Here is an 18,728-nt window from a genome sequence, read left to right as displayed (position 1 = left end):
GGCCGGCGCATGCAACGTCGCATCGGCCCGGTTCAGCCAAAATGGAAGGCGCCGCTGACCATCCGGTCACCTTCGTTCGGCTCGGGAGGCTCGGCGGCCTCGAGATAGGCCTTGAGCGGCCCGGTCAGGACGAACCAGATGCTTGCCCCCAGCATGAAACAGGCCCCCGCCGGATCGTCGATGCGGGCGATGAAGGGAAGGCAGGCAGAGCAAAACAGGACGATGATCCGCACCGACCACTCCGCCTCACGTTTGGCGATGGCGCGGGCTCTCAACGACTTGTATTCCCGGGCGCCGTAGCCGCCTCCGCTCGCCCTCATCACCGAAAGCAGTTTTCGCGCGGAGGGCAGCGCCAGCATGACCAGCGCGGCAACACCGAGGGCAAAAGGTTTGCCGGCCAGGACCTGTCCGCTCGCGATCAGGAGAAACGAGAGCACGACGAGATTCCAAGTCGGCTCCAGCAGCTCCGGCGGTTGCCGCGTGCGAAGATGCCAGCTCCGCAGCAAGCCCGCCGCGCCGTGCAGTAGCGGCTGATCGATATAGCGATTGATCCAGTCCATGCTGATGCGCCCGTCCCCGATTGCATGAAGAGGGCTCCGAACACCACGGAATTTGGTCATCATCGTGGCAATAGCCGCCGAATTCGCTCTTCACGTGAAGGAAGCGGCTTGCCAAGGTCTTCGATGCAACATTTAGCGCAGTTCCTGTGCGACCTCCCAGACGTGGCCGGACGGATCCGCAAAGGCCGCCGTGCGGCGGCCCCATGCACGATCGATCGGCCCGTTGAGCAGCGTCACGCCAAGCCTGCGCAGCTCGGCGCAGACCGCATCGACATCGTCGACCTTGACCGTCAGCAGCACGCGACTGCCCGAGCCGAATGCCGCCACCGGCGAGGGCTCGACCAGCTGCGGCGCTTCGGTCCCCCGGAGCAAATTGACCATCGTTCCCGAAAATTTCAGCACCGAGCAGACGTCGTCCTTATAGACGACATCGGCGGCAAAGACCTTTTGGTAAAACGCCCTGGCCTCGTCGATGTCGTCGACGAACAGAGTGATGACTTCGATCCTATCCAGCAGCATGACCATTTCTCCTCCGCTGCTCCGACTGTCCAACCGATATCGTTGGCCGGCTCATTGCTGGTCGCTTCGGCGCCGAGGGTTTCGACATGCCGCATAAAAATAATGTCAGCTCCTGAGACCGGGCGCCTCGTGCCCGGTGCGCGCCACATATTCGGTATAGCCGCCGCCATACTGATGGATGCCCTCCGGCGTCAGCTCCAGCACCCGGTTGGAAAGTGCGGCGAGGAAATGCCGGTCATGCGAGACGAACAGCATGGTGCCCTCGTATTGCGCCAGGGCCTTGATCAACATCTCCTTCGTGTCGAGGTCGAGATGGTTCGTCGGCTCGTCGAGCACCAAGAGGTTCGGCGGGTCGAACAGCATCATCGCCATGACCAGGCGCGCCTTCTCGCCGCCCGAAAGCACGCGGCACCGCTTCTCGACATCGTCGCCGGAAAAGCCGAAACATCCGGCGAGCGCCCGCAAAGGCCCCTGCCCCGCTTGCGGAAACCGGTCTTCCAGCGATTGGAATACGGTGTGCTCGCCGTCGAGAATATCCATGGCATGCTGGGCGAAATAACCCATCTTGACGCTGGCGCCGAGAGCGACGCTGCCTTTATCAGGCTCGGCGGTACCCGTCACCAGCTTCAGCAGTGTCGACTTGCCGGCGCCGTTGATACCCATGATGCACCAGCGTTCCCGCCGCCGCACCATGAAATCCAGCCCCTCATAGATGCTTCGGCTGCCATATTTCTTGTGCACGTTCTTCAGGCTGACCACATCCTCGCCGGAGCGCGGCGTCGGCTGGAATTCGAAGGCGACCGACTGCCGGCGCTTGGGCGGCTCCACCCGGTCGATCTTCTCCAGTTTCTTCACGCGGCTCTGCACCTGCGAGGCATGCGAGGCGCGCGCCTTGAACCGCTCGATGAATTTGATTTCCTTGGCGAGCATCGCCTGCTGGCGCTCGAACTGGGCCTGCTGCTGCTTTTCGTTCTGCGCCCGCTGCTGCTCGTAGAATTCGTAATCGCCCGAATAGGTCGTCAACGTGCCGCCGTCGATCTCGATGATCTTGGTGATGATGCGGTTCATGAACTCGCGGTCGTGCGAGGTCATCAGCAGCGCGCCTTCGTAGCCTTTCAGGAATTCCTCCAGCCAGATCAGACTTTCGAGATCCAGATGGTTGCTCGGTTCGTCGAGCAGCATGACGTCGGGTCGCGCCAATAGAATGCGGGCGAGCGCCACGCGCATCTTCCAGCCGCCCGACAGCGCCCCGACATCGCCGTCCATCATCTCCTGGCTGAAGCTCAGGCCCGCGAGCACTTCGCGGGCGCGTCCTTCGAGCGCATAACCGTCCAGCTCCTCATAACGCGCCTGCACCTCGCCATAACGCTCGATGATCTTGTCCATGTCGTCGGCCTGCTCGGGATCGGCCATGGCCGCCTCGAGCTCGCGCAAATCGCCGGCAACGACGCTGACCGGGCCGGCGCCATTCATCACCTCGGCAACCGCACTGTGACCCGCCATCTCGCCGACATCCTGGTTGAAGTAGCCGATGGTAACGCCCTTCTCGCAGGAGACCTGCCCCTCATCGGGCTGCTCCTCGCCGTTGATCATCCGGAAGATCGTTGTCTTGCCGGCGCCGTTCGGGCCGACGAGACCGATCTTCTCGCCTCTGTTGAGCGCTGCAGACGCCTCGATGAAGAGGATCCGGTGACTGAGCTGTTTGCTGATGTTCTCGATACGAATCATGATGTGCGCTGGGCCTAGGGGGAAAGTTTTCGGCGCCCTTATGCCATGCATGGAAATGCCGGGATAGGCCCGTTTCAAAGCCTCTCGATCTGTCGAGCCGGATTGGCTAAGATTGTCGCCTCCGCCGAAGGGAATTCGTGCCAATGAGCGTTCGTCCGCCGCAATCCTTCAGACAATCGCAGCAGGATAGAAACGGCTTCAACGTCCTCGAATACGAGTTGATGGCGGAACGCGCCGACTCGCTCGGCCGTCACGGGCTGAAGGTGGAGGCGGCGATTGCCAACCTGAAAGCCTGGACTGCGGAGCGCCAGAGTGCCGAAGACCGCGAGATGCTTCTCAATGCAGCCTCCGACGCCGTCTGGGCGTTCTTCATCCAGCGCGAAATCTGCGGGCTGCGCAACAATCGCGATGCCATTCAGCGCTATGGCATCCCGAAAGAGGTGATCGCAAGATTGGGTGCGATCAGGAAATAGCGTCCGACCGACACATGGTCGCCGTCACCACTGCCTTCCACCTATTGGTGGAAATCCCCGGTGCGGGAAGGTATGGCTTGGTAGCGAACCAGCGCGAAAGGGAATTGCGATGCCAACCTTAATCCGGATCGGCAATCAGAATCTCACCGTCGACGTCTCTCCCCTCGGCGCCGAGATGCAGGCGCTCACATCAAGCGACGGACGCTCCTGGTTATGGACAGGCGACGCCGCCTTCTGGACCGGGCGCTCGCCAATCCTGTTTCCAATCGTGGGCAAGGCCCCGGACGACAGGATCACGATCGACGGCACCGTCTACCCGATGGCGCAGCATGGTTTTGCCCGCCGGAGCGAGTTTAGGCTTGCAGCATCCACGGAAACGATGTGCCGGCACGAATTGGTCGCCTCGGAGGCAACCCGGGCGGTGTATCCGTTCGACTTTCAGCTGACTTTGGAGCATGCGGTCGAGGGACGCGCCTTGACGGTGACAGCAGAGGTTGCCAACCGCGACCAAAAGGCGATGCCGTTCGGGCTCGGCTTCCATCCGGCCTTCGTCTGGCCGCTGCCCGGTGCTGCCGGGCGCGCCCATACCGTCACGCTCGACAATGAAGCCGAACCGAGGCTCGTACGGCTGGAGGGTGGCCTTATCAATCCTGCAACGCTGCCCTCCCCGTTCAATGCCGGTCGGCTGGTACTGGATCACGCAATGTTCGACCAGGATGCGATGATCTTCCCGCAAGGCGCAGGCGAAGGGTTGCGCTACGGCGCCGAAGGTGGGCCGAGCTTGCGGTTTGGCTTCAAAAACCTGCCCAATCTCGCCTTGTGGACCAAGCCGGGCGCGCCCTTCATCTGCGTCGAGCCTTGGCATGGAACGGCTACAGAGGCCGGAGGTTCGAGCGAGCTGTCGAAACGTCCCTCCACCACCATCCTGGCGCCGGGTGGCGTGGCAAGCTTCGCCTTTACCGTCGAGATTCCGCAATAGCCTTCACAAAAAGAGCTCTCCTTCGCGGCGAAGGAGGGCTTTTCTCTGTCATGCTTCTTCTGTTGCGCTTACCCGGAATCTTAGCAGGGGCCGACCTTAGTGGGCGCCGGCGCCGCCACCCGCGCGTGGCTTCTGGGCAAAGAGCAGAGCAATGGCAGCAATGGCAAGCACAGTCCCGATAACGGCGAAGGTATCGCTGAAGCCCATGCTGAGGGCCTGGCGTTTGACGATCTGCCCAAGCGCCACGACAGCTTTCTGAGCTGCGACCGCGTGGTCGGAGACGCCGTGAGACATGAAGTAGCCCGTCACCTGGTCGAGACGGTTGCGGACTTCGTCACGGCCGAGTGTCACCGACTGGCCGATGATGTTGGAGTGGAACTGCTCGCGTTTGGTCAGCACCGTGCCGAGCGTTGCCGTTCCGACCGCGCCGCCGAGATTGCGCAGCATGTTGGTCAGGCCCGAGGCGGCGGCCGCGTCAGTGGCTGCGATGCCGGCGGTGGTGATGGCGGTGATCGGCGTCAGCACCAGCGCCTGGCCGATGGCGCGGACGATATTCGGGATCCAGAACTGGTCGCCGGCGGTATCGGCCGAAAGCATCACGTTCATGAAGCAGCTGATCGCGAAGATCGAGATGCCGAGGAAGCCGATGTAACGGGCATCGAAGCGCTTCATCATCATCGGCACGAGCGGGATGAGCAACAACTGCGGCAGGCCGGTCCAGGCCAGCACATTGCCGATCTGCTCGGCATTGTAGCGCTGCACCTGCCCGAGATATTGCGGCAGGATATAGACGCTGCCGAAGAGAGCGACGCCGACCAGCACGTTGACGGCAACCCCAATGCCGAAATTACGCTGCTTCAACAGGCTGAGCTTGACCAGCGGCTTCTTGACGGTCAGCTCGATCCAGATGAAGGCAGCGAGGAAGACGAAGGCAAGGATGCTGAGCTTGACGATGAAGGGCGAGGAGAACCAGTCCTCCTTGTTGCCTTCTTCCAACACCGTCTGCAGCGCCGAAAGCCCGATCGCCATGGTGATGATCCCGGCCCAGTCGCCTTCCTTCAGAAGGTGAAGCTGCATCGGCTGCTTGTCCAGTGTCAGGGCGAGGGCGGCCGCCATCATCAGGCTCGGAATAGTGTTGATGAAGAAGATCGTCTGCCAGCCGTAATTTTCTGTCAGGTAGCCGCCGATCGTTGGGCCGATGGCCGGAGCAAAGGTGACCGAAAGCGCGAAGATCGCAAGGCCGAGCGGCTGTTGGCCCTTCGGCAGCTTAGTCAGCACCATGGTGAAGGCCATCGGGATCAGCACGCCGCCGGCAAAGCCCTGCAGGCCGCGCAGAACGATCATCGTACCCAAGTCATGGGCGAAGGCACAAGCCATCGAGAAGATCGGGAATAGGATTGCGTTGACGAGGATATAGCGGCGGAACGAGAAAACGTTGCTGAAATACGCCGTCAGCGGAATGACGACAATCTCGCCGATCAAGTAGGAGGTGGAGATCCATGCGCCGTTATCGACGCCCGTTCCGATGCCGCCCTCGATGTCGAGGAGGGAGGCATTGGTGATCTGGATGTTGAGGATTGCCATGAAGGCGCCGATCATGCCGGCGAGAACGGCGATCCATTCCCTGGTGCTGGCGCGCGGCTGCGACGTGGCTGAGGCTGTTGCTGCGATGGTGGACATGACACGAACTCCTTGTCCCCGGCCTAGCTGCGGTCGTTCTTGGTATCGATACTCGGCTGGACGGACATGCCCGGGCGCAGGTCGCCACTGAGCGCAGCGTCGCCATCGAGCACTATTTTGACCGGGATGCGCTGGACGACCTTGGTGAAGTTGCCAGTGGCGTTGTCAGGCGGCAGCAGGGCGAATTCCTGGCCGCTTGCCGGAGCGAGACTGTCGACACGGCCGTGATAGGTACGGCCTGGGAAGGTATCAACCTCGATCTCCACCGGTTGGCCGGCGCGGACGTCGGTGAGCTGCGTTTCCTTGTAGTTGGCGATCACATAGACCGCGCTCGTCGGCACGACCGACATCAGCTGGGTACCGGCCTGGACATACTGGCCGACCCGTAGCGTGCGGTTGCCGACGGTGCCGTCAACGGGTGCTGTGATCGTTGCATAGGAGAGGCTCAGCTCGGCCTGATGCTGGACGGCCTGGCTGCGGGCAAGCGCAGCCTTCGCCTGGGCAAGCTCGGCGTTCAGAAGATCGACCTGCTTGACGGCGGCGTCGAGCGAAGCGCTGTCGCGAACGATGGTGGCCTGAGCTGCGGCGATGGCGGAAGCTGCCTGCTGCGCCGTCTGCACCGGGGCATAACCGCTGGTCGCAAGATTGGCGTAACGCTTGTTGTTCTGTTCGGCAAAGGTCTCGTTGGCCTTGTCGACTTCGACGGTGGCGCGGGCAGCGGCAATTGTCGACTGCTGAATGTCGAGCGACGCCTGCTTTGCATTGAGCGTCGCCTCAGCTGCTGCGACATCGGCCTTGGCCTGATCGAGGGCGGCGCGGAAATCGCGGTCGTCGATGCGAGCAAGCGCCTGACCGGCCTTCACCGCCTCGTTGTCCATGACGAGGACTTCGGCGAGATAGCCCGAAACCTTCGGTGCGACAGTCGTGTTGTCGGCCTTCACATAGGCATCGTCGGTCGAGATGTGGAAGCGCCCGACCGTCCAATAGTCATGGCCATAATAGGCGCCTGCGGCGATCAGGGTGACAGCGGCTGCGCCCAACAGCAATCCGCGACCACGGCGCTTTCGAGCGGGCGGCTCCGAAACGACGGCAGCCTCAGCAATGCGGGGTGTGTTGCCGGCGTCAAGGGTTGTCGGCGCGGCTTCCGCTGTGGTTTCTGTGGCAGGTGCGTTGTTGTTCAGAGCCTGCAGCGTTTTGATGGACATTGTCTCTCTCCTGGGAGTGGTCGCTGTCGCTATCGGCCGCGGCCTTTGAATTCGGGTGGAATGCACTTTAGGAAACTTGATATTTTCCAAAATATGTATTAGAAAATGGATGTCAACCGGAATTTGGAAAATTATCATGGTCCAAAATCACGAAATCGAGAAGAGGCCGCGAGGCCGACCGCAAGTCCGCTGCGACGAGGATACGAGAGGCGTGATTATCGAGGCGGCCAACAGCCAATTTCACGAGAATGGCTATGCGGCGGCAAGCATTGCCGCCATCGCCCAGGAGGCGGGCGTCTCGACCAAGACGCTCTACCGCCTGTTTCCGACCAAAGCGGATCTCTTTTCGGAGATGATCACGGAGCGGACCGGGCGCTTTCTCATGGCGCTTGACCCAAGCACACTCGCCGTCACGGATCTCAGGCAGGGGGTGGAGCGCATGCTGATGGCCTATGGCATGCTGACGCTCTCGCTGGACACGATTACCATGACCCGGCTCGTCATCAGCGAGTCCGACCGTTTTCCCGAGATCGCCAATAGCTTCTATGAGAAGGCCATCGTCAGGACCAACACGCTGATGGAGGACTGGCTCCGCAAACAGATCGACCGCGGGCTGATAACACTTGACGATCCGCACGCCGCCTGCGGCATGCTGCGCGGCATGATGATCATGGAGCCGCAGCGCGCGGCGATGCTGCGCCAGGAGCAGCCGCCGAAGATCGATGCGATCGCAGCGCGGGCGAAGATGTGCGCCGATCTATTTTTGAAGGGCTGCGCGCTCTGAAGTGCTGCTCGAGCTCCAGAGCGCGATAATATCTGCCGACGAGCGGCCCCGGGACGCCTTCAGTTCGGCGGGGCACCCAGCGCATGCAGGATGCCGCGGAGTTCAGCAAGGCCGCGCATGCGGCCGATGGCAGGGTAACCCGGCGTGACTGTTTTATCGAGATCGTCGAGCATGCGGTGACCATGGTCCGAGCGGAAGACGATTGTGTCTTGCGCGCTGCGGCGGCGGTCTTCCGCAACCAGTTCCCGGAGAACCGCGACCATGTCGACGTCGCCTTCGAGATGCGCGCTTTCATGGAACGTCCGGCCGTCGCCCTCGCGCGTCGTGGCGCGCAAATGGGCGAAGTGGATGCGCGAGGCAAAGCGCCGGGCGATCGCTGGCAGGTCGTTCTCGGCGCGCACGCCGAGACTGCCGGTGCAGTAACACATGCCATTCGCTGCCGACGGCACCGCGTCGAAGAGAGCGGCATAATCATCGGCGGTCGAGGCGATGCGGGGAAGGCCGAACAGCGAACGCGGCGGATCGTCGGGATGCAGCGTCAGCTTGACGCCGCGCGCTTCGGCCGCCGGCGTCACCGCCTCCAGGAATTCGATCAGATGCCGGCGCAGCTTTGCGGCGTCGATTCCGCCATAGGCGACCAGCTTTTCCCGGAAGGCCGGAATGGTCAGAGGCTCGGTGGTCGAACCCGGCAGAGCCGACGTAATGATCCGGGTGATCTCGGCAATCTCCTCCTCCGACATCGCCTCGAAGACGATACGCGCCCGTTCGCGGTCTTCCGCGGAATAGTGCTGTGCCGCATCCGGCCGTTCCAGAATGAAGAGATCGAAGGCTGCGAAACGCTCATGATCGAAGCGCATGGCCGTGGCGCCCGTCGGCGTCACGAAATCGAGTTCGGTGCGGGTCCAGTCGACGACAGGCATGAAATTATAGCAGACGATCGGAATGCCGCAGGCGGCGACCGCTTCGAGGCTGGCGATCCACGCCTCGATTTCGGCCTTCGCCTCCCCGCCCTTGCGCTTGACGGCATCGGGGATCGGAATGCTTTCGACCACCGACCAGACGAGCGGCGAACGATCGCCCGGCGTCGTCTCGATCAGCGACTGGCGCTCGCGCACTTCCTTTTCCGTCCAGGCCCTGCCGATCGGCACTTGGTGCAGCGAAGAGACGATATTGGTTGCGCCCGTCTGACGAACCTCATCCAGCGTCACCGGCGCTTCCGGTCCGAACCATCTCCAACCTTGCCGCATGCTTGTTCCTTCCCTCGCTTGTCGTTTCGTGTTCGGTCCTGCCGTCAGCAGAAATAGTCGGGGTAGCGCGAGCGCAGCTCGTCGACATCGGGAATGACGGCGCTCAGGTGATGGACCATCGCATCACGTGCAGCCGTCGCATCATGGGCGGCCAGCGCATCGCGGATAGTCATATGTTCGTGCACTACATTGTCCATCCGCGCCAGCACCGGCAGCGTCAGCCGCCGCGCCCGGTCGATCTGCACCTTGACCGTCTTCAGGATCACCCAGATGCCGGGATAACCTGATATCTGGGCGATCGCTTCGTGAAAGGCCTCGTCCTCTTCATGGAAGCTCGAGCTATCCCCAGTCGCAGCATGGGACCGCTGCCGGGCGATGATGGCATCCAGGCGGGCAATATCGGCGGCGGTGGCGGTCAGAGCCGCAGTCTCGACCGTCGTGCCTTCGAGCGCCTTGCGAATGACGACCGCCTCGGGGATTGCCGAAACCGGCACCCGCGACACGACAGTGCCCGACTGCGGATAAATATCGACCAGCCCGCCTTCGGAAAGCCTGAGCAGTGCCTCACGCACCGGTGTGCGGCTGACGCCGAAATCCTCAGCGATGCGTTTTTCCTGCAGCGGCATGCCAGGCGGCATCCGCAGGGAGACGATATTGGCATGCAGGCGCTCATAAATGGCGCCGGCCGTGGTGACCCGGCGCAGCCTGCCGCCGATGTCTTGCGACGGGATGATCAAAACTTCGGTTTCTGACGCCTGCGGCATAACAATAAGGACGGTTGAGACTGTTTGGCATACTAGTATACCAGTCATCTTACCTTGCCAACCCATGCCGAGTTGATGGGTGTCCATCCGTCAAGACGGTCTTTTTGGAACTTAGATCGGCCGAGTGGGTTGAAATCCGCAAGGAGACGCTCATGAAAAACCCAGTACGACGCAAGACAAGCGAAAAGGCAGACGGCGCCCAGCCAGAATTTCCATCTGCCGCGGAGGCGCGCGAACGGAAGAAAGCTCGGCCCGCCGCAAACAAATTCGCCGGGCAGAACGGCGGATCGCCCGCAGCCCCCCGCGAGGAGGAGATCCGGAAAAAGGCCTATTCCCTCTGGGAAAAGGAAGGCAGGCCAGAAGGCCAGCACCGGCATCACTGGACCCTGGCTGAGCACGAACTCGATAAGCAGGGCGAGATCGGCAATCCGCCAAATCTCGCTGCCCTGCGAGAGGCCGCGCGCGAACATACCGATGCATTCCTCGTCAAAACGGATCTCGAAGATGCTGATCAACGCGAAGCCTCCCCCGGCACGCGCGAGCAGAGTTGAACCACCGATTTCAGGAAGGGACCAGACATGGCCGACAAACAAAACTTGAACGCCGGATTCACCGGAACGCCGGCTGAGCAGCCCGAGGGTTTGACCAAAGCCGCGAAGTCGGCCGCCGATGGGGTGAGGCGTGAGGCCTACGCGGTCGTCACCGGCGTCAGGGATCACCCGCAAACCGCAAGCGCCTTGTTGCTCGGCACCGGCATTCTGGCATTCGGCCTGGGCTATCTGCTCGGTCGATCTTCGACCGAAAATATGGCACGCCGATATTGGCGGTAGCGGTAACTCTTTAGCGGCAGCGAGGTTCTATGAGCTGGTCGTAGGGTGGCGACCGCGCATCATGTCTGTCAATGCTTTGCAGCCTGCCCTGCAATCCCTTGGGCGGGCGGTCGCGCTCAACGGTTTTACGCGAACATATATGCCGACCAAACCTTCGACCAACTGCACCTCAGACGTGTCTATTGCTGAAGCTGGCCTTTATGTCGGATTCCGACATTTCATAGAACCGCCTCCGCCCATAAATCCTGTTGCTGGAATGCCACGAGGCTTAAAGCCATAGATTGCACGCAATCCCCGGCTTGACAGGCGTGATCACGATCCTTAGCGAAACGGCATCGGCATGGTCAGGATCGGCAAGTGAAATACCTCGGACAACTGAAGATAGCATTGCTCTATCCCGAAAGTGGGGCGGCAAGCGCACTCGATCGGAACAACCGCATTGCGGTCTTTCTCTTTGCCATCCTTCCCGGACTTTCCCCGAACTTCAACTCGTTCATCCTCCTCGGATCGATGGTGTGGGGCCTCTACTGTCTGGCGACGGGCAGCCTGGCCCTGAACCTGTCGAAATCCGACCGGCTGGTTGCCATTGGCATGTCGATCTACCCGCTGGTGATGATCGCGAGCATATTCGTCAATCCGCCCTACTCCGAAGAACTGGACTGGATATTCCGGCTGCTGCCGTTCTTTGCGGTCTGGCTGGTTCTACCGAGGATGCGCCAGTCTCCCGATGGCCGCCTTGTGCCACTGTTTATCCTCGGCGCAGGTATCGGCATGATCGTTACCTTTCTTTTCAGTCTGCTGCAGATCATGTTCCTGATGGAGAGGGCAGAGGCCGGGACTTCGAACGCCGCACTGCTGGGCGTCATAGGCGTTCTTTTCGGCGGCATCGCTCTTCTCAACGTTCAATCACCCAAGAGTGTCGAGCAGAGAATTGCCATACTGGGATATGCCGCCGGTCTGGGCTGCGTGCTGCTTTCGGGAACACGCTCGGCCTGGCTGGTCATTCCCGTTCATATCGTCATCTTCCTCTGGTATTTTCGCAAACACAGCTTCCATCTGAGTTTACGCAGCCTTGCCATCACCGGCTCTTTGCTGTTTGCGGGACTTATCGCCCTCGGCAGCGGCCAAATCCTTCATCGCATCGAGGCGTTGCAGGAAAATATGGCATCGCTCGAACGCAGCGACGGCGAAGTCACGTCGCTGAGTGCCCGGTACGCTCTGTACAAGGGTGCAATATCGGCGATCAGCAAGGACCCGTTGACGGGGTATGGCCCGCAAAACCGGATGGCTTCGGTATTGGCAGAGCTGCCCGAAAACATAAGGCCGCAACTAACCTATTCGCATGTTCACAACGGTTTTCTGACTGCGGGGATCGATGCCGGCATTTTCGGCATTGCAGCGCTGTCGCTGATGCTCGCGACGCCGGTGATCGGCGCCTGGAGAAAGGAAGCCGGGCCGGGCCGGGATCTGGCCATTGCGCTCGCTCTTCTGCTCGTCAGCAGCTACGTCATCACCGGCAGCTTTGGTATCATGTTCAATCAGAAGGCCCTGGATCCGATCTTCGCCTATCTGGTCGCCCTTATTTGCGTGGATCGCGGCAGCACAGGCTTTGCGCCCGTCGTCCAAATTTGATGCCAGTCACCCGGAAGTGCGCAGCGGTTCCGGGATGACGACTTGCATAAAAAACTAAAGCGCGTTGCATGAATCAAGTTTGACGCAGACGCGATTTGACGTCTGCGGCTGCGGTATTGGTTTCGGCTCCGGTGAAAGCCAGATCCGAGACCTCACCCGTCGACGAATAGCCCGAAACAAGCTCGGCCAATGTCGCACGTGCAGCGACCATATCGTTTCGATCCAATGCCGCGTTGAGCGAGTTGAGCTTTTTCAAAAGCTCCGGCCAGAACAGGAAATCCTCACGCGCCTTCATAATCCGGGGATGTTCGGTTGTTTCCGGATTATCCCCGATCAGCAGTTCTTCATAGAGCTTCTCGCCGGGCCTGAGACCGGTAACCGAAAGCTCGATATCCCCGTCTGGATTATCCTCGTCAAGGACGGCCAATCCGGACAGCTCCACCATTTTGCGGGCGAGATCGGCAATGCGAACGGGTTCTCCCATATCGAGCAGGAAAACATCGCCACCCTCCCCCATCGCCCCTGCCTGGATGACCAACTGCGAGGCTTCCGAAATGGTCATGAAATAGCGGGTGATCTCGCGATGTGTCAGCGTAACGGGGCCACCTTCCTTGATCTGCTGCCTGAAAAGCGGCACGACGGATCCGGAGGAGCCGAGCACGTTTCCGAAGCGGACCATGGAAAAATTCGTTCGCATTCTGTCGGTCGTCGATTCTGCTGCGAGCGCCTGCAGAACCATCTCCGCCAGCCTCTTGCTGGCGCCCATCACATTTGTCGGACGCACCGCCTTGTCCGTACTGATCAGCACGAAATTCGAGACACCGTATTTATACGCTGCGCGAGCCGCAACAAGCGTACCCATGACGTTGTTCTTGATGCCCTCCACGGCATTATGTTCGACAAGCGGCACATGTTTGTAGGCGGCGGCATGATAGATCGTCTGCGGTCGCCAGCTCTGGATGATATGCTCCATGCGATCCTGATCGCGGACGGAACAGAGGATCGGAACGATCTGCAGATCTTCATGCTCGTAGAGTTCGGCCAGCTTCCGCAATTCCGCATCGATATTATAAAGCGCAAACTCGTTCTGATCGAGCAGGATCAGGCTGGAAGGTGCGTTTCGCAGAATCTGGCGGCATAACTCGCCGCCGATCGAGCCACCGGCGCCGGTGACCATCACCACCTTGTTGCGCATCGCCTTGTCGAGCAATTCCTGGCGCGGCGCGACCGCTTCCCTCCCCAGCAGATCTTCGATCTCCAGCTCACGAATGTCGGAAACAGTGACACGTCCCTGGGCAAGTGCCGTCAGATCCGGCAATGTGCGAACATTCACCCTGGCTTTGCGGATATGCTCCAGGATTTCGTTGCGCCGCTGGCGGGATGCCGATGGAAGAGCAAGAAGCACATTGTGCACGCCAAGCGTTTCGGCAAGCACCGGGAGATCCGCGGGGTCATAAATCGGCAAGCCACCCATGACGCCGCCCTTGAGGCGCGGATCATCATCCAGATAGCCGACGACGTTGAGCTCGGCACTGTTCGTCAGGGCAGCCGCCAGTTGCCGCCCGGCCTTGCCCGCCCCATAGATCAGGACCTTCGCGAGCATATTCTTGTGAAGGATACGCTGATAGGCATCTCCGAGCCAATAGCGGATACCCAGCCGCGACAGCCCGATCCCGATCAACAGAAGGAAAGGCTGGAGAATGCCGACGGTTCTCGGAACTCCCGGGACGCTGAGAGCCGTGAAGATCGTCATGAAGGCGAAGCCGTAGATCGCAATCGCCTTCAGGACCGTAATGAAAGCGGCCAGATTGGCATAACGGAAGATCGCCCGATACATGCCCATGACGATGAAGATGGGAAGCGCCATGCACAGCGAAACGAAAACCGGCAGCCACTGCACGCCGGTCAGCACCGTCCATTCATTCAGCCGGAAGCAATAGGCCAGCCAGATCGTCAGAACACAAAAGCTGGAATCCACCAGCAAAGCCAGAGCGCGTTTGGCGACCCGTGGCATCGCCAGCAAAGGAGCGACGAGCGCCTGCAGCGGCACTAACAACCATCGTGAGCGTGGTGCCTCGGAGGCAGAATTTTCAGGCATTGCTTACCAGCGTCTCGCAGATCAACAGACAACCAACCTTCTTGTCGCTTTCCGCAACGAGCGCAACTGAAATAATCGGAAATCAATGCCTTCCGCACCGCTTATCTATCAGAAGTAGGTAGCTTAATGCCGTATTCCCTTGCGGCGGATTACCTTGCCTGCGGTCAGAAACAGGATGCGCATGTCGAAGCCGAATGAACGCCGCTCGAGATATTCGACGTCGAATTTCACCTTCTCCGGAATCGGCAACTCGTCGCGGCCGTTGATCTGCGCCCACCCGGTCAATCCGGGCAGGAGCTTGTCGACACCGTGGGCTGTTCGCAACTCGATCAGATCATCCTGATTGTAGAGCGCCGGCCGTGGGCCGACAAAACTCATCCTGCCCCTCAGAATGCACCAAAGTTGCGGCAGTTCGTCGAGGCTCGATTTACGCAGAAACGAGCCGATGGGTGTCAAAAACCGATCCGGATTTTCGAGCAGATGGGTGGCCACCGTTGGCGTATCGACCCGCATGCTGCGGAATTTCGGCATCAGGAAGATCCGATTGAAACGGCCGACACGTTTTGACCAATAGAGGATTGGTCCCGGCGAGGTAAGGCGAACACAAAGAGCAACGATAAGGATCGGAACGAGCAGGATCACCGACGCAATCAAAGCCAGGAAAAAATCCACTCCCCGTTTCAAACCCATGTTAAGCTGCTCTTCCTTGCTCACCGACGGTTACCGCTCTTTGCCCTATCGCCTTGCCGTATCGTCAAAAAACGTTTCGCGTCAACTGCGAGACATCGGGATTCCTTGTCGGCGACTGGGTCGAGATTGATCGTTCGCTTTAGCTTTAGGATCTCCGCAGTCACCTAACTCCGTGAAATGAAAGCAAAAAGCTCCCAATTCGAAGTTATCGCGGCTTTCATTTCCGTCACGGTTTATTAAACATAATGGCTGCACCGGACAGGTGAAGCGAACCTTTAGCCTGTCTTCCCTCTGATCGGCGACGCGCAAGGGCCATCAACATCGGACCGATGGCAAATTCTCCTCTCTCGCCGCGGCGTGTCAGATCGCTCAGACAACCGCCGGCCGAGTTGATATGCCCTGCCCTCTCCAGGACCAGGCCATCACGGTGGCGGCATTTTCAGGTCCCATGATCTCGCAGGAGGCCGACGGCCTCACTCCGAGCATCGAACGAACGGCGACCGCCGCCGCCATCAGATCGCGCCACGTGCCGACCGTCCCATGAGGGCCATAGGCTCCGATCTCAGGGCAGGCCTGCAGCACCAGCACCAGCACCAGCGGAAAGAATGGCCCAACGTTGGCAGCGGAGATAACGCGTGCCCCGGAGACATGCTCGTTCTGGCCTTGATCTTTCTGTATTTGGGCTATCGCTTCGGCCCGACCTTCCGATCGAACATCCGACGTCGCAAGATGCAGTATGGATTTGAATTCTATATGTGCCGCTCAGAATGTTGGGCATTGCCGCATTTCCAACTGAATGACGATCTCCTCGCGCAGCAGCTCCAACTCGTCGAGGGTGGCGGCGACCTGTTTGGCCGACTGCGACCGTGGCAGGTGCTCGACAGCGTTGCGAAAATGCAGGTGAATCGTACTCCAATCGCCGGCAGCCCCCCTCCATCGCCATCAAATTCGGTGCCTCTTGGCTATGATTCGAGGAAATGTGATTCTCCGGGTGTCTAGATCAAAGAGGTTCCGCAACGGCTACGTTCGGGGGCCTTCTCTTGTGCTTATTGATCTCCGTCTTTCGTCAAATCCTGTGTCTTCTCGAACGCCTCGTAAAGATGATCCAGGTTGCTGGCGATATAGGCTCCAAAGGCAGACGCCCTTTCCGCCTTCAGCGCGATGGTGAATTGTTTCCCGTCATCCTTGATCTTCGCCTTGACCGCGCCGTCCTTGCGCTGCCAGACGTGAGCCGCAGGCTGACGCGTCGCTGTTGATGACGTCGGTTGTTGCCTCCTGCTGATGAAGGCAACCAGCATATCGAAGCGGGCATCCGGCTCCGCTGTCTCGAATTCCGCCGACCTGCTGAACTCGATCGCCCGCGCTGAGATGTTTTCGGTCTCGAACTTTACCGACAGATCGTGCCAGCGGTCACGGCCGGTCGTCTTTGCCGCGCCGATCGCAGCCAGGACTTCCGCTGGGATCCGCCTGGTGACGGACAGCATTTTGGAAACTGTCGTCTTGTCGGCGCTGAGCGCCGACATGATCGTTTCCCTATCGAAACCCAATGTGTCGAGCTTGTCGGCAAACATCGTCCTCTCGATGAACGAGAGATCGGCGCGCGCTGAGTTCTCCTGACCCTGGGCGATGACATGGTCGCGATCGTCAAGTTTCTTGACGATGGCGCGGACAGGTCGGCCGAGTTCCTTGGCGGCCCGGGCGCGACGGTGGCCGAAGGCGATCTGATATCGACCGTCCTTGTCAGGATGCGGGCGGACGAGGATCGGCGAATCCTGACCACGCAGGCGGATAGCCTCGACCAATTCGCGAAACTGTTCGTCGGCATGGGCCAACCGGTCCGTCACGAACGAATCTTCGATCAGGGCAGGGTCGAGATCAATCACCGTCTCGCCGGTCGCCAGCTTCTCCTCGATCGCTTTGGCCGCGTCCGCCTTGGCAGCCAGCGCATCGATACTGCGCGTGACGGCGCCGAGCGCGCCGATGCCCTTATAGGTGATTTGGTGTTTCTCGTCCCTCTGAAGCGGCTCGTCCTCATTGTTTACCGCAGTAAACTTCTTGGAATCGTCCATCAGGCCCGAGAGGAGATTCTTACGTGCCATCAGTCGGCCCTCGCCCCTGTTTACCGCAGTAAACTTTGTCGGTCATTTCCGCCCCCAGGCTTTGTGAATGAGATCGACGATCTCATTGTTGACGGCATCCATTGCCTCCATGGCGCGATCATAGGTCGCGCGGGTAAACTGCCTCCGCTCCACCTCGTAAAGCGTCTGGTTGGTCATCGCCGCGTCCGAGATCGCGACGCTGCGCAACATCGGATTGGTCAGCACATGGTTCTTGAACATCGAACGCATGAAGGCGACCATCTGCGTCTGCGGCCCGTCCTGCGGATCGTAGCGGGTCACGAGATAACGCAGCCAGTCGAGGTTCATGTTGCCGCCGGCTCCTTTCAGCGTATTCAGGACTTCGCCGAGCATCTGCAGGAATTGGCACATCGACATGACATCGAGCATCTGGGGATGCACGGTGATCAGAACCGCCGTTGCGCCGCAAATGGCGCTCATCGTCAAAAAGCCGAGCTGGGGAGGGCAGTCGATGATGACGACGTCGTAATCGTCGGCGACCGAAGACAGCGCCTCGTCCAACCGCGCGAAGAAGACGCGCCCGTAGTCGCCCGCCTTGCCCTGAGCAAGCACGCGCGGCGTATCATGCTCGAATTCCATCAACTCGAGATTGCCAGGCACCAGATGCAGGTTCGGGAAATTCGTCGGCCGGATGATATCCCTCAGCGGCCGCCGCTGATCGTCATAGCGAATGGCGGCGTAGAGCGTCTCATTCTCGCTGACGTCGAACTCCGGCTGAAAACCGTGGATGGCGGAAAGCGACGCCTGTGGGTCGAGGTCGACGGCAAGCACACGGTGACCGGTCAGGGCAAGGTGCTGGGCAAGATGCGCAGCACTCGTGGTCTTGCCACTGCCACCCTTGAAATTGACGACGGCAACGACCTGGAGATGTTCGCTGCCTTGGCGGTGACGCATATAATGCGTTCCGGCGCGGGCATTGTGCTCCAGGAAGCTGCGCATCTCTTCCATCTGCTCGGCCGTATAAGACCGGCGGCCCGACGGTGTGACCTGGGGAAGGGCGCCTTTGCCTTCCAGCGACAGATTGCGAAGGTAGCCGCTGGTTACGCCGAGAAAACGCGCCACTTCGGCCAGCTGAAATTCCCTGAGCCCCTTCAGCGCGCGCGGCGGAAACATTTCGAGCCGATGCTGCTTCAGCTTGTCGGATAGCTCTTGGGCCTGACCAATGATCAGTTGGTCGACATCGGAAATTGCTTTTTCTATCTGCGGCGCCATATTCATGGAAATCTCGAAAATGCGATTTAAAAGCCCTGCGAGCTTTGAAAGCGCATTTAGCGACGATTCTGGAGGAGTGGCAAGGCAAATAGGGTTAACAAGACCCTACCGCTGGGTTGTCCATTTTTTTCAAAGGCTTGGACGCGGGTCCACTGGCGCTCCCGCGTAGCAGCCGCGTATTTACGGGCC

Annotated in this window: 18 protein-coding genes and 1 pseudogene; 7 read left to right on the top strand and 12 right to left on the bottom strand. The window is 60.1% G+C overall.

What is annotated here, in order from left to right:
• Positions 1-32: 32 nt before the first annotated feature.
• The 3 genes from RLEG4DRAFT_RS07685 to RLEG4DRAFT_RS07675 all read right to left on the bottom strand — a co-directional run bounded on the left by RLEG4DRAFT_RS07685 (position 33) and on the right by RLEG4DRAFT_RS07675 (position 2,807).
• On the bottom strand, positions 33-623 hold the full coding sequence (locus RLEG4DRAFT_RS07685) for a hypothetical protein (protein WP_003576655.1): 591 nt from the start codon (positions 621-623) through the stop codon (positions 33-35).
• Between the two features lie 69 nt (positions 624-692).
• Complete coding sequence (locus RLEG4DRAFT_RS07680; RefSeq protein ID WP_003577247.1) at positions 693-1,085, bottom strand: VOC family protein; 393 nt, start codon at positions 1,083-1,085, stop codon at positions 693-695.
• Between the two features lie 99 nt (positions 1,086-1,184).
• Positions 1,185-2,807 (bottom strand): ABC-F family ATP-binding cassette domain-containing protein, encoded by a 1,623-nt coding sequence (locus RLEG4DRAFT_RS07675; protein WP_003576651.1) that lies wholly within the window; start codon positions 2,805-2,807, stop codon positions 1,185-1,187.
• A gap of 143 nt (positions 2,808-2,950) precedes the next feature.
• Here RLEG4DRAFT_RS07675 and RLEG4DRAFT_RS07670 point away from each other — a divergent pair, with 143 nt between their 5' ends.
• Together RLEG4DRAFT_RS07670 and RLEG4DRAFT_RS07665 are read left to right on the top strand one after the other, a co-directional pair.
• The gene (locus RLEG4DRAFT_RS07670) at positions 2,951-3,280 is read left to right on the top strand and encodes a DUF6665 family protein (protein WP_003576649.1); all 330 of its coding nucleotides are present in this window, start codon (positions 2,951-2,953) and stop codon (positions 3,278-3,280) included.
• 109 nt (positions 3,281-3,389) lie between these two features.
• A complete protein-coding gene (locus tag RLEG4DRAFT_RS07665; RefSeq protein ID WP_003576647.1) occupies positions 3,390-4,259 on the top strand; it encodes an aldose 1-epimerase family protein in 870 nt (289 codons plus the stop codon).
• Positions 4,260-4,355: 96 nt separating this feature from the next.
• On the opposite strand, the gene RLEG4DRAFT_RS07660 is transcribed toward RLEG4DRAFT_RS07665, so the two are convergent.
• Positions 4,356-5,939, bottom strand: a complete 1,584-nt coding sequence (locus RLEG4DRAFT_RS07660) for a DHA2 family efflux MFS transporter permease subunit (protein WP_003576644.1) — start codon at positions 5,937-5,939, stop codon at positions 4,356-4,358.
• A 23-nt stretch (positions 5,940-5,962) separates the two neighbouring features.
• The gene (locus tag RLEG4DRAFT_RS07655; protein WP_003576642.1) at positions 5,963-7,144 is read right to left on the bottom strand and encodes an HlyD family secretion protein; all 1,182 of its coding nucleotides are present in this window, start codon (positions 7,142-7,144) and stop codon (positions 5,963-5,965) included.
• Between the two features lie 136 nt (positions 7,145-7,280).
• Between RLEG4DRAFT_RS07655 and RLEG4DRAFT_RS07650 the strand changes: the two genes are divergently transcribed.
• Positions 7,281-7,928: a TetR/AcrR family transcriptional regulator gene (locus RLEG4DRAFT_RS07650; RefSeq protein ID WP_003576640.1), complete on the top strand. Its 648-nt coding sequence runs from the start codon at positions 7,281-7,283 to the stop codon at positions 7,926-7,928.
• A 59-nt stretch (positions 7,929-7,987) separates the two neighbouring features.
• On the opposite strand, the gene uxuA is transcribed toward RLEG4DRAFT_RS07650, so the two are convergent.
• Positions 7,988-9,175 carry a mannonate dehydratase gene (uxuA, locus tag RLEG4DRAFT_RS07645; protein WP_003576638.1) on the bottom strand — a complete coding sequence of 396 codons (1,188 nt, stop codon included), beginning with the start codon at positions 9,173-9,175 and terminating at the stop codon, positions 7,988-7,990.
• Between the two features lie 44 nt (positions 9,176-9,219).
• Complete coding sequence (locus RLEG4DRAFT_RS07640) at positions 9,220-9,939, bottom strand: GntR family transcriptional regulator (RefSeq protein ID WP_003576636.1); 720 nt, start codon at positions 9,937-9,939, stop codon at positions 9,220-9,222.
• Between the two features lie 152 nt (positions 9,940-10,091).
• Here RLEG4DRAFT_RS07640 and RLEG4DRAFT_RS07635 point away from each other — a divergent pair, with 152 nt between their 5' ends.
• The 3 genes from RLEG4DRAFT_RS07635 to RLEG4DRAFT_RS07625 all read left to right on the top strand — a co-directional run bounded on the left by RLEG4DRAFT_RS07635 (position 10,092) and on the right by RLEG4DRAFT_RS07625 (position 12,401).
• On the top strand, positions 10,092-10,490 hold the full coding sequence (locus tag RLEG4DRAFT_RS07635) for a DUF2934 domain-containing protein (RefSeq protein ID WP_003576634.1): 399 nt from the start codon (positions 10,092-10,094) through the stop codon (positions 10,488-10,490).
• 27 nt (positions 10,491-10,517) lie between these two features.
• On the top strand, positions 10,518-10,769 hold the full coding sequence (locus RLEG4DRAFT_RS07630; protein WP_003576632.1) for a hypothetical protein: 252 nt from the start codon (positions 10,518-10,520) through the stop codon (positions 10,767-10,769).
• Between the two features lie 357 nt (positions 10,770-11,126).
• Positions 11,127-12,401 carry an O-antigen ligase family protein gene (locus tag RLEG4DRAFT_RS07625; protein WP_003576631.1) on the top strand — a complete coding sequence of 425 codons (1,275 nt, stop codon included), beginning with the start codon at positions 11,127-11,129 and terminating at the stop codon, positions 12,399-12,401.
• A 73-nt stretch (positions 12,402-12,474) separates the two neighbouring features.
• Here RLEG4DRAFT_RS07625 and RLEG4DRAFT_RS07620 read toward each other — a convergent pair whose 3' ends face one another.
• The 3 genes and pseudogenes from RLEG4DRAFT_RS07620 to repC all read right to left on the bottom strand — a co-directional run.
• Positions 12,475-14,499, bottom strand: coding sequence for a polysaccharide biosynthesis protein (locus RLEG4DRAFT_RS07620; RefSeq protein WP_003576628.1), 2,025 nt, complete (start codon positions 14,497-14,499; stop codon positions 12,475-12,477).
• A 123-nt stretch (positions 14,500-14,622) separates the two neighbouring features.
• A complete protein-coding gene (locus RLEG4DRAFT_RS07615) occupies positions 14,623-15,189 on the bottom strand; it encodes a sugar transferase (protein ID WP_003576626.1) in 567 nt (188 codons plus the stop codon).
• Between the two features lie 226 nt (positions 15,190-15,415).
• Positions 15,416-15,780 (bottom strand): annotated as a pseudogene (gene repC / locus RLEG4DRAFT_RS42415) (replication initiation protein RepC); the annotation flags it as partial.
• 57 nt (positions 15,781-15,837) lie between these two features.
• Here repC and RLEG4DRAFT_RS42410 point away from each other — a divergent pair.
• Entirely contained in the window at positions 15,838-16,188 is a 351-nt protein-coding gene (locus RLEG4DRAFT_RS42410; protein WP_037093334.1) for a hypothetical protein, read from the top strand.
• Positions 16,189-16,235: 47 nt separating this feature from the next.
• Here the strand turns inward: RLEG4DRAFT_RS42410 and repB are convergent, their stop codons facing one another.
• The gene (gene repB, locus RLEG4DRAFT_RS07605; protein ID WP_003576625.1) at positions 16,236-17,288 is read right to left on the bottom strand and encodes a plasmid partitioning protein RepB; all 1,053 of its coding nucleotides are present in this window, start codon (positions 17,286-17,288) and stop codon (positions 16,236-16,238) included.
• Positions 17,289-17,330: 42 nt separating this feature from the next.
• Entirely contained in the window at positions 17,331-18,545 is a 1,215-nt protein-coding gene (repA, locus tag RLEG4DRAFT_RS07600; RefSeq protein ID WP_003576624.1) for a plasmid partitioning protein RepA, read from the bottom strand.
• Positions 18,546-18,728 lie beyond the last annotated feature (183 nt).

The sequence above is a fragment of the Rhizobium leguminosarum bv. trifolii WSM2297 genome (genome assembly GCF_000271845.1).
Note: the sequence above shows the minus strand (reverse complement) of the source record. Positions and strands in the feature narration are given on the sequence as shown.

Bases quoted from the DNA above. Each gene is read 5' to 3' on its own strand.
- RLEG4DRAFT_RS07685 (WP_003576655.1), bottom strand. From the start codon at position 623: ATGATGACCAAATTCCGTGGTGTTCGGAGCCCTCTTCATGCAATCGGG.
- RLEG4DRAFT_RS07680 (WP_003577247.1), bottom strand. From the start codon at position 1,085: ATGGTCATGCTGCTGGATAGGATCGAAGTCATCACTCTGTTCGTCGAC.
- RLEG4DRAFT_RS07675 (WP_003576651.1), bottom strand. From the start codon at position 2,807: ATGATTCGTATCGAGAACATCAGCAAACAGCTCAGTCACCGGATCCTC.
- RLEG4DRAFT_RS07670 (WP_003576649.1), top strand. From the start codon at position 2,951: ATGAGCGTTCGTCCGCCGCAATCCTTCAGACAATCGCAGCAGGATAGA.
- RLEG4DRAFT_RS07665 (WP_003576647.1), top strand. From the start codon at position 3,390: ATGCCAACCTTAATCCGGATCGGCAATCAGAATCTCACCGTCGACGTC.
- RLEG4DRAFT_RS07660 (WP_003576644.1), bottom strand. From the start codon at position 5,939: ATGTCCACCATCGCAGCAACAGCCTCAGCCACGTCGCAGCCGCGCGCC.
- RLEG4DRAFT_RS07655 (WP_003576642.1), bottom strand. From the start codon at position 7,144: ATGTCCATCAAAACGCTGCAGGCTCTGAACAACAACGCACCTGCCACA.
- RLEG4DRAFT_RS07650 (WP_003576640.1), top strand. From the start codon at position 7,281: ATGGTCCAAAATCACGAAATCGAGAAGAGGCCGCGAGGCCGACCGCAA.
- uxuA (WP_003576638.1), bottom strand. From the start codon at position 9,175: ATGCGGCAAGGTTGGAGATGGTTCGGACCGGAAGCGCCGGTGACGCTG.
- RLEG4DRAFT_RS07640 (WP_003576636.1), bottom strand. From the start codon at position 9,939: ATGCCGCAGGCGTCAGAAACCGAAGTTTTGATCATCCCGTCGCAAGAC.
- RLEG4DRAFT_RS07635 (WP_003576634.1), top strand. From the start codon at position 10,092: ATGAAAAACCCAGTACGACGCAAGACAAGCGAAAAGGCAGACGGCGCC.
- RLEG4DRAFT_RS07630 (WP_003576632.1), top strand. From the start codon at position 10,518: ATGGCCGACAAACAAAACTTGAACGCCGGATTCACCGGAACGCCGGCT.
- RLEG4DRAFT_RS07620 (WP_003576628.1), bottom strand. From the start codon at position 14,499: ATGCCTGAAAATTCTGCCTCCGAGGCACCACGCTCACGATGGTTGTTA.
- RLEG4DRAFT_RS07615 (WP_003576626.1), bottom strand. From the start codon at position 15,189: ATGGGTTTGAAACGGGGAGTGGATTTTTTCCTGGCTTTGATTGCGTCG.
- RLEG4DRAFT_RS42410 (WP_037093334.1), top strand. From the start codon at position 15,838: ATGCTCGTTCTGGCCTTGATCTTTCTGTATTTGGGCTATCGCTTCGGC.
- repB (WP_003576625.1), bottom strand. From the start codon at position 17,288: ATGGCACGTAAGAATCTCCTCTCGGGCCTGATGGACGATTCCAAGAAG.
- repA (WP_003576624.1), bottom strand. From the start codon at position 18,545: ATGAATATGGCGCCGCAGATAGAAAAAGCAATTTCCGATGTCGACCAA.